At 74.0% G+C, this 10,823-nt stretch carries 2 protein-coding genes and 1 pseudogene; all 3 read right to left on the bottom strand.

The window, feature by feature from the left end:
• Positions 1–6,246 (bottom strand): type I polyketide synthase (locus A3CE_RS57190; RefSeq protein ID WP_169523893.1); only part of this gene is annotated, 6,246 nt, incomplete at its 3' end.
• Between the two features lie 1,229 nt (positions 6,247–7,475).
• Positions 7,476–8,081 (bottom strand): polyketide synthase dehydratase domain-containing protein, encoded by a 606-nt coding sequence (locus A3CE_RS59715; protein ID WP_157376805.1) that lies wholly within the window; start codon positions 8,079–8,081, stop codon positions 7,476–7,478.
• A 406-nt stretch (positions 8,082–8,487) separates the two neighbouring features.
• A pseudogene (locus A3CE_RS49605) lies at positions 8,488–10,812 on the bottom strand (type I polyketide synthase); the annotation flags it as partial.
• Positions 10,813–10,823 lie beyond the last annotated feature (11 nt).

Raw genomic sequence — 10,823 nt, 5'->3', positions numbered from 1 at the left:
CTCACCGGTCAACGAATTCAGCACCACGTCCAAACCCGCACCAGCCAGCGACGCAAACGCCCCCTCGAAGTCCGTCGTACGCGAAGAAGCGATGTGATCATCGGGAATACCCATAGCCCGCAACGTGTCCTGCTTGGCCGGGCTCGCCGTAGCGAACACCTCCGCCCCCAGATGCTTCGCCAGCTGCACAGCGGCCATACCCACACCACCGGTTCCGGCGTGCACCAATACCTTCTGCCCGGCCCGCAGGTCGGCCAGGTCGGTGAAGGCGTAGAAGGCAGTGAGGAACGCCAACGGCACCGAGGCCGCCGTCTCGTCGGCCCAGCCCTCCGGCACGCGGATCACGATCCGCTCGTCGACCACGACGGGAGCCGAGCCGATGCCGCCGGGCGAGATGCCCATGACCCGGTCGCCGACGGCCAGCCCGGTCACGTCCGGGCCGATCTCGGTGACCACGCCGGTGATCTCGGCGCCGAGCGGACCCGCCTGGCCAGGGTAGAGCCCGAGCGCGTTGAGCACGTCGCGGAAGTTGATGCCGGTCGCCGTGATCCGCAGCCGGACCTCCCGGCCCCGCAGCGGCTGCGCGGGCTCGTCAACCGGAGCGAGGTACAGATCGTCCAGGCTGCCGGAGTGCTTGCTGTCCAGGCACCACTCCCCCGACGGCGGCACCAGCGACGGCGACGTCGCCAACCGCGCCAGCCGGGCCACCCGCACCACGCCGTCGCGCACCGCGATCTGCGGCTCCTCCCGCAGGACGGAGGCGGTGAGCCCGGGCAGCACGCCGGCGCTTCCGGCGTCGAGGTCGAGCAGCACGAACCGGCCGGGGTGCTCGGACTGGGCACTGCGCACCAGCCCCCACACGGCAGCCGCCGCCGGATCGGTCACCTCGTCCACCGCACCCCGGGTCACCACGACGAGCCGGGCCGGCTCCAGCTCGGGCCGCGCCAGCCAGTCCTGCAGCACACCCAGCACGCGGGCCGCGGCTTCGTGGGCGGCGGACGGCCCGGCCGCGACACCGCCGCCGCCGATTTCGAGCACCGCCCAGTCCGGCACCACACCGGACTCGGCCAGCTCACCGGGAGAACCGGCCGTGGTGGCCGACAGCACCGGGGCCAGGCCGAAGAGGTCGTCGCCGAGGACCGCCCACCGCTGCCCGGCCGGCGAGCCGGTGGGTGGCACGGTCTCCCACTCCAGCCGCAGCAGGGATTCCCGGGCGTCGGTGGCCGGAGCGGCGGCACCGGCCGCGGTGGCCGAGCGCAGCAGCAGGGATTCGACCGAGATCACCGGGTTGCCCGCCACGTCGGTGGCGGCCAGCGACACGGCGTCGCCGTGCCGGCGCCAGCGCACCCGCAGCACCGTGGCGCCGCCGGCGTGCAGGCTGACACCGCTCCACGAGAAGGGCAGCAGGCCCTGACCCGAACCGGCGTCGAACAGTTCGCCGCTGACCTGGAGGGCGGCGTCCAGCAGGGCCGGGTGCAGACCGAACCCGGCGGCGGCGGAGACCGCCGGTTCGGGCAGCGCCACCTCGGCGTACAGGTCTTCACCGTGGCGCCAGGCACCACGCAGGCCCTGGAAGACCGGGCCGTACACCAAGCCGGATTCGGCCAGGCCGGCGTAGAAGGTGTCCAGGCCGACCGCCTCGGCCCCGGCCGGCGGCCATTGCGGGGGGACCCACTCGGTGCGGGTCTCGTCGGGGGCGAGCACTCCGGTGGCGTGGTGGGTCCACGTGCCCTCCGGGCGGCCCGCGGGGCGGGAGTGGATGCGCAGGTCGCGGCGGCCGGTCTCGTCCGGGGCCCCGACCGACACCCGCACGGCGACGGCCTCGCCCCGGGCCAGCACCATCGGCACGGCCAGGGTCAGCTCCTGCACCTGCCGGCAGTCGACGTGGTCCCCGGCTCGCACGGCCAGTTCGAGGAAACCGGTGCCCGGGAACAGGATCGCGGCGCCGACCTGATGGTCGGCCAGCCACGGGTGGGTAGTGGTGGACAGCCGGCCGGTGAGCACGACACCTTCGTCGTCGGGCAGGCCGACCGCCGCGCCGAGCAGCGGGTGCCGCGCGGAGACGAGGCCCCAGTCGGCGGCGCTGCCGGTCCGGCCGGTGGCCGTGGGCCAGAACCGCGTCTCCTGGAACGGATAGGTGGGCAGGTCGATCCGGCGGCCACCCAGCCCGGCGAAGACCGCCGGCCAGTCGACCTCGGCACCGGCCACGAAGGCCGCACTCAGCGCCGCGACCGCCGACCGCTCCTCCGGCGCCTCCCGCAACGCCGGAATCACCGGCACCGCGGGGTCGTCGACGATCTGGTGCACCATCGACGAAAGGCTCGAACCCGGTCCCAGCTCGACGAACACCGAGGCCCCCGCCGCTCGCATCGCGGCCACCCCGTCGGCGAACCGCACCGGCTCACGCACATGCCGCACCCAGTACTCCGGGTCGCACACCTCATCGGCGACCAGCGCACCGGTCAGGTTCGAGACCAGCGGAACCACCGGCTCGGCGAATTCCAGACCCGCCACCACCGACCGGAACTCCGCCAGCACCGGCTCCATCAACGGCGAATGGAACGCGTGCGACACCGGCAGCCGCTTGACCCGGTTTCCGTTCTCCCGCAACACCTCCGCGATCTCCAGCACCACGTGCTCGACACCGGCCAGCACGACCGAAGCCGGCCCGTTCACCGCCGCGATCGACACTTCGTCCGCACGACCGGCCAGCAACGGCGCCACCACGTCCTCGGCCGCACCCACCGCCACCATCGCCCCACCCGGCGGCAGCGCCTGCATCAACCGCGCCCGCGCCGACACCAACGCACCCGCGTCCGCCAGCGAGAGCACACCCGCGACGTGCGCCGCGGCGATCTCGCCCACCGAGTGACCTGCCACCGAGCCGAACCGCACGCCCCATGACTCCCACAGGCGGTAGAGCGCGACCTCGACCGCGAACAGCGCCGGCTGCGTCACGCCCGTCCGGTCCAGCGCCTCCGCGTCGGTGCCCCACAGCACGTCCCGCACTCCGCCGTCCAAACAGGACAGCGCTTCGTCGAGGGCACGGGCGAACACCGGGAACCGGGCCGCCAGCTCCCGGCCCATCCCCGACCGCTGCGCGCCCTGGCCCGGGAACACCGCCCCCACCGATGCCTCGGCGGCTTCCCCGGAAGCCACCACGTCGACCCCCTCGGCACCGGCCAGCAGCACCGCCCGGTGCTCGAACACCGACCGCGTCGTCGCCAGCGAAAACCCGACGTCCACCGGGTCACCAGCGCATCCGCGCACCCGCGCCACCTGCTCGGCCAGCGCCGCCTCGCTCTTCGCCGAAACCACCCACGGCACCACACCGGCCTCGACCGACGGGGTCCCGGCCACCACCGGCTCGGCCGGAGCCTGCTCCAGGATCACGTGCGCGTTCGTGCCACTGACCCCGAAGGCCGACACACCGGCCCGGCGCGGCCGGTCCACCGACGGCCACCCGGCCGGTTCGGTGAGCAGGGAAACCGCGCCGGACTCCCAGTCCACGTGCGACGACGGCTCGTCGACGTTGAGGGTGCGCGGCGCGATGCCGTGTCCCAGCGCCTGCACCATCTTGATCACCCCGGCCACCCCGGCCGCGGCCTGGGTGTGCCCGAGGTTGGACTTGACCGACCCGAGCAGCAGCGGGGTTTCCCGATCCCGGCCGTAGGTCGCCAGCAGGGCCTGCGCCTCGATCGGGTCACCCAGCCGCGTACCCGTGCCGTGCCCCTCGACCACGTCGACGTCCGAAGGGGACAGCCCGGCGGACGACAGTGCCTGGCGGATCACCCGCTGCTGCGACGGCCCGTTGGGCGCGGTGAAGCCGTTGGACGCGCCGTCGGAGTTGACCGCCGAACCCGCGACGACGGCCAGCACGTGGTGACCGTGGCGGCGGGCGTCGGACAGGCGCTCCAGCACCAGCACGCCGGCGCCCTCGGACCAGCCGGTGCCGTCCGCGCTGTCGGCGTAGGCCTTGCACCGCCCGTCCTGGGCCAGGCCACCCTGGCGGCCGAACTCGGCGAAGGGCACCGGCGACGACATCACGGTCACGCCACCGGCCAAGGCCAGCGAGCAGTCGCCGGCGCGCAGCGCCTGCGCCGCCAGGTGCAGCGCGACCAGGGAGGAGGAGCAGGCGGTGTCGATCGACACCGCCGGGCCCTCCAGGCCGAAGGTGTAGGACAGCCGGCCGGAGATCACGCTGACCGTGGTGCCGGTCATCACGAACCCCTCGGCCGCCGGGTCGCCGAACAGCAGGCCGGCGTAGTCGGCGTCGGAGGCGCCGATGTAGACGCCGGTGGGCGTGCCGGCCAGCGACAGCGGGTCGATGCCGGCCCGCTCGATCGCTTCCCACGCGGTTTTCAGCAGCACCCGCTGCTGCGGGTCCATGGCGATGGCCTCGCGCGGCGAGATGCCGAAGAAAGCCGGGTCGAACCGGGCGGCGTCCTCGAGGAAACCACCGACCGGGGACAGCGACACGGTGTTGCCCTCCGGCGTGTACCGGCTGGCGTCCTCCCAGCCGCGGTCGCCCGGGAAACCGGAGATCACGTCCCGGCCGTCCACGACCAGCTGCCACAGGTCTTCGGGCGTGTGGATCCCGCCCGGGTAGTGGCAGCTCATGCCGACGACGGCGATCCGGTCGTCGTCCGAAGCGGGGCCGGTGGTCACCGCGGGCACACCGGTTCCGGTGGTGGGCACGGCCTCGCCGAGCACCTCGGTGAGCAGGAACGTGGCCAGCCGGACCGGGGTCGGGTAGTCGAACACCAGGGTCGCGGGCAGCCGCTGCCCGGTGGCACCGGCCAGCCGGTTGCGCAGCTCGACCGAGCTGAGCGAGTCGAACCCGAGCTCCCGGAATTCCTGTTTCGCGCCGACGAGGTCCATCGAGGGGTGACCGAGCACGGCGGCCGCCTCGCCGCGGATGATGCCCAGCAGGTGCTGGTGCCGGTCCGCCGCGCGCATTCCGGCCAGTTCCGCGGCCAAGCCGCCCGGTGCGAGCGGGCCGGCCGCGGCGGCGGTGCGGCGGGCGCCGCGGACCAGGTCGCGCAGAATGGACGGGACCGTGCCCTGGGGCGCGGCCGCGCCCCCCGCGGTGGCCATCAGCACCGGCTCGTCGGTGGCGATCGCGGTGTCGAACATGGCCATGCCCGGCCCGGCTTCGATGCCGGCGAGGCCGGCGGCGGCGGTCCGGCGGCGGTCGGTCTCGGTCAGCCCGGCGGTCATGCCGCTGGAGCCGGCCCACGGGCCCCAGGCCACCGAGGTGGCCGGCAGGCCGAGCCGGTGCCGGTAGCCGGCCAGCGCGTCCATGGCCACGTTGGCGGCGGCGTAGCTGCCCTGGCCGGGGCTGCCGACCAGGCCGGCGGCCGAGGAGTACAGCACGAACGCGGCCAGCGGCTGGTCGAGGGTGGCCTGGTGCAGGTGCCAGGCGGCGTCCACCTTGGGCGCCAGCACGGTGTCCAGGCGCTCCGGGGTGATCGAGCCGAGTACTCCGTCGGCCACCACCCCGGCCGCGTGCACCACCGCGGTGATGGTCCGGCCGTCGATCAGCTCGCGCACGGCGGCCGGGTCGCTGACGTCGCAGGCGGCGATGGTCACGGCGTCGCCCAGTTCCGCCGCCAGTTCGGCCGCGCCGGGCGCGGCCGGGCCGCGGCGGCCGGCCAGCAGCAGGTGCCGCTGGCCCTGGGCGACGAGGTGCCGGGCCAGGTGCGCGGCCAGCCCGCCGGTGCCGCCGGTGATCAGCACGGTCGCGTCACGGTCCCAGACCGGTGGCATGGTCAGCACGAGCTTGCCGATGTGCTTGGCCTGCGACATGAACCGGAACGCGTCCCGGCAGCGGCGGATGTCCCAGGCGGTGATCGGCAGTGGCTCCAGCGCGCCCCGCGCGAACAGCCCGAGCAGCGCGGTCAGCATTTCGCCCATCCGGTCCGGGCCGGCCTCGGACAGGTCGAACGCCCGGTACCGGACACCCGGCGGGCTCTCCCGGACGTCGGTCTTGCCCATCTCCAGGAAGTGCCCACCGGGCTTCAGCAGACGCAACGAAGCATCGATGAACTCACCGGTCAACGAATTCAGCACCACGTCCAAACCCGCACCAGCCAGCGACGCAAACGCCCCCTCGAAGTCCGTCGTACGCGAAGAAGCGATGTGATCATCGGGAATACCCATAGCCCGCACCGTGTCCTGCTTGGCCGGGCTCGCCGTAGCGAACACCTCCGCCCCCAGATGCTTCGCCAGCTGCACAGCGGCCATACCCACACCACCGGTTCCGGCGTGCACCAATACCTTCTGCCCGGCCCGCAGGTCGGCCAGGTCGGGTGAAGGCGTAGAAGGCAGTGAGGAACGCAACGGCACCGAGGCCGCCGTCTCGTCGGCCCAGCCCTCCGGCACGCGGATCCACGATCCGCTCGTCGACCACGACGGGAGCCGAGCCGATGCCGCCGGGCGAGATGCCCATGACCCCGGTCGCCGACGGGCAGCCCGGGTCACGTCCGGGCCGATCTCTCGGTGACCACGCCGGTGATCTCGGAGCCCAGCGGACCGGCCGGGCCGGGGTAGAGCCCGAGCGCGCGTTGAGCACGTCGCGGAAGTTGATGCCGGTCGCGGTGATCCGCACCCGGACCTCCCGGTCGCGCAGCGGCTTCGGCTCCCTCGGCGACCGGGGCCAGGCAGAGGGTCGTCCAGGGCTGCCGGAGTGCTTGCTGTCCAGCCGCCCACTCCCCCGACGGCGGGCACCAGCGACGGACGACGTCGCCAACCGCGCCAGCCGGGCCACCCGCACGACACACGTCCCGCACGGCCACCTGGGGCTCGTCCACGAACACGGCACGCGGCCAGCCGGGCAGCAGGGCGGGCCGCCGGCGCGTCCGAGGTCGAGCAGCACGAACCGGCCGGGGGTGCTCGGACTGCGCACTGCGCAGCCAACCCCACACGGCAGCCGCCGCCGGATCGGTCACCTCGTCCACCGCACCCGGGTCACCACGACCAGCTTGGCCGGCTCCAGCTCGGGCCGCGCCAGCCAGTCCTGAAGCACGCCCAGCACCGCGGGGCCGCGGCTTCGTGGGCCACGGACGGCCCGGCGCCACCGTCCCCGCCGGCGATCTGGACCAAGTGCCCAGTCCGGCACCACACCGGACTCGGCGAGCTCACCCGGCGAACCGGCGGCGCGAGCGGTCCACAACGGACCGCAGACCGAAGGTGTCCGGGCCGATGACCGCCCAGTTCCGGGCCGGGACCTCGGCCGCCTCCGGCAGGGGAGAGTGGCGCGAAGTGCAGCCCGCAGCAACGCGTCCCGCGCGGGAAGGCGCGGCCGAGATCCGGCCGGTGGGCGCGCGCAGGACCAGGGACTCGACGAAAGCACCGGGTTGCCCGCCACGTCGGGTGGCGAGAGGGTGAACGAGTCGCCGTCACCCTGCCAGCGCACCCGCAGCACGGTGTGGCGCCCGCGGCGTGCAGGCTGACGCCGTTCCAGGAGAACGGCATCAGGTTCTTGCCCGCGTTTGGCCGCGAAGAACGAGGCTGGCCTGCAGGGCCGCGTCCAGCAGCGCCGGGTGGAGGCCGTAAGCGGCCGCGCGTCCTGGGGCTGCCTGCGGAACTCCACCCTCGGCGTACAGGTCTTCGCCCCGCCGCCACAGCGCGCGCAGCCCTTCGAAGGACGGGTCCGTAGACAGCCGCCGGCCGCCATCCGGGCGTAGAAGTCGTCGATGGCCACGGCTTCCGCACCGGCCGGGGGCCACTGCGCTGGGGCGCCTGGCCGCTGCGGATCTCCCCGGGCGCGAGCACGCCGGGGTGGCGTGGTGGGTCCACGTGCTGTCCGGGCGGCGGCGGGCCGGGGAGTGGATCCGCAGGTCGCGACGGCCGGCCGCGGTCGGGCGGCGCCCACCACGACCTGGACGTCGGACCGCTTCCCCGCCCCGAGCACCATCGGGACGGCCAAGGTGAGCTCCTGCACTTGCCGGCAGCCGACCTGGTCGGCCGCGCGGGACGGCCAGTTCCAGGAAGCCGGTGCCCGGGAACACCACGGCGTCGCCGAGGACGTGGTCGCCGATCCAGGGGTGGGTGGCCACGGAGAGCCGGCCGGTCAGCACCGCGCCCTGGTCGTCGGCCAGCGGCACGGCCGCGCCGAGCAGCGGGGTGCCCGGCGGGCCACGAGGCCCCAGTCGGCCACCTTGCCGGCCCGGGTGGTGGTCTTCGGGCAGAACCGCGTCTCCTGGAACGGATACGTCGGCAGGTCGATCCGGCGGCCACCCAGCCCGGCGCGAAGAACGCAGGCCAGCCGATCTCCACCCCGGCCACGAAGGCGCCCCCAGCGCCGCGACGACCGAACGTTCCTCCGGTGTTCTCCCGCAACGCCGGGATCACCGCCAACCGTCGGGGTCGTCGACGACGATCTCGTGGACCATCGACGCGCAGGCCCGTTCCCGGCCCCAGTTCGACGAACACGGACACACCGGCGTCCCGCATCGCGGCCACCCCGTCGGCGAACCGCACCGCTCACGCACGTGCCGCACCCCAGTACTCCGGGGTCGCACACCTCCAGCCGTCACCAGCGCACCGGTCACGGTTGGACACCAGACGGGAATCCGCGGCTCGGGCGACTCCACACCCCGCCAGCACCGACCGGAACTCCGCCAGCACCGGCTCCATCAACGGCGAATGGAACGCGTGCGACACCGGCAGCCGCTTGACCCGGTTTCCGTTCTCCCGCAACACCTCCGCGATCTCCAGCACCACCGGCTCGACGCCCGCCAACACGACCGAAGCCGGCCCGTTCACCGCCGCGATCGCCACCTCGTCCGCACGACCGGCCAGCAACGGCGCCACCACGTCCTCGGCCGCACCCACCGCCACCATCGCCCCGCCGGCGGGCAACGCCTGCATCAGCCGGCCACGGGCCGCCACCAGCGCACACGCGTCCGCCAGCGAGAACACCCCGGCCACGTACGCCGCCGCGATCTCCCCCACGGAATGCCCGGCCAGGCAGGCCGGCTTGACACCCCACGACTCGAAGAGCCGGAACAACGCCACCTCGACCGCGAACAACGCGGGCTGCGTGAACCGGGTCTGCTCGAGGTCCTCCCCGGACCCCATGACCTCGCGCAGCCCGTCGACGGCGAGCTCGGCCAGCACCTCGTCCAGGGCTCGGGCGAACACCGGGAACCGGGCCGCCAGCTCCCGGCCCATCCCGGCGCGCTGCGCACCCTGGCCCGAGAACACCAGGCCCACCACGGCGTCGGTGGCCTCGCCGGAAGCCACCACCTCGCTTCCCCCGGCACCGGCGAGCAACACCGCCCGATGCTCGAAGACCGACCGCGTGGTCGCCAGCGAGAACCCGACGTCCACGGGAGAACCGGCGCACTCGCGGATCCGGGCCACCTGCTCGGCCAGGGCCTCGCCGGTCTTGGCCGACACCACCCACGGCACCACACCGCACTCGACCGGCGGGGGCTCGGCCACCACCGGCTCGGCCGGCGCCTCCTCCAGGATCACGTGCGCGTTCGTGCCGCTGGCCCCGAACGACGACACCGCGGCCCGGCGCGGCCGGTCCACCGACGGCCACCCGGCCGGTTCGGTGAGCAGCTGCAGCGCCCCGGAGGACCAGTCCACGTGCGACGACGGCTCGGTCACGTGCAGCGTGCGCGCGACCACGCCGTGGCGCAGCGCGAGCACCATCTTGATCACGCCGGCGACGCCGGAGGCGGCCTGGGTGTGCCCGATGTTGGACTTGACCGACCCGAGCAGCAGCGGGTGGTCCCGCTCGGTCCGGCCGTAGGTGGCCAGCAGGGAACGGGCCTCGATCGGGTCACCCAGCTTGGTGCCGGTGCCATGGGCCTCCAGGACGTCGATCCCGTCCGGGCCGAGCCCGGCGGCGGCCAGCGCCGCGCGGATCACCTTCTGCTGGGCGCCGCCGCTGGGCGCGGTCAAGCCGTTCGAGGTGCCGTCCTGGTTGACGGCCAAGCCGCGCACCACGGCCAGCACCGGGTGCCCGAGCCGCTGCGCGTCGGACAGCCGTTCGACCAGCAGTATCCCCGCGCCCTCGGCCCAGCCGGTGCCGTCGGCGCTGTCGGAGAACGCCTTGCAGCGGCCGTCCGGGGACAGGGCGCCCTGCGCCGAGAATTCGGTGAACCCGGCCGGGGTGGACATCACCATGACGCCACCGGCCAGCGCGATCGAGCACTCGCCGGCGCGCAGCGCCTGCACCGCCAAGTGCAGCGAGACCAGCGAGGACGAGCACCCGGTGTCCACGGACATGGTCGGGCCCTGCAGGCCGAAGGTGTAGGCCAGCCGGCCGGAGAGCAGGCTGGCCGACTGCGCGGTCTGCCAGTCCACGTGCCCGTGGGGCATCCGGTAGTCGCCGCTGCCGCCGCCCACGAACACGCCGGTGTCGCTGCCGCGCAGCGAAAGCGGGTCGATGCCGGCTCGTTCCACGGCCTCCCAGGCGACGGTGAGCATCAGCCGCTGCTGCGGGTCCATCACCATCGCCTCATTGGGCGAGATGCGGAAGAACCCGGGGTCGAAGTCCGCCACGTTCTCCAGGAACCCGCCCTGGCGGGTGACGCTCTCGCCGGTGCCGTCGGGGCCACCGTGGTACAGCGCGTCCAGGTCCCAGCCGCGGTCCGCCGGCATCTCGCCGACGGCGTCGACGCCCTCGGCGACCAGCCGCCACAGGTCCTCCGGCGAGCGCACCCCACCGGGGTAGCGGCAGGCCATGCCCACGATGGCGATGGGCTCCCTGGCTGCCGCCTGCAGCTGCCGGTTCTGCCGGCGCAGCCGGTCGGTCTCCTTCATCGCCGCGCGCAGTGCTTCGACGACCTTGTCGCCGGATGCCG

This window comes from Amycolatopsis balhimycina FH 1894, from assembly GCF_000384295.1.
Taxonomy (GTDB): domain Bacteria; phylum Actinomycetota; class Actinomycetes; order Mycobacteriales; family Pseudonocardiaceae; genus Amycolatopsis; species Amycolatopsis balhimycina.
This window is presented reverse-complemented; position numbering and strand designations above follow the sequence as displayed.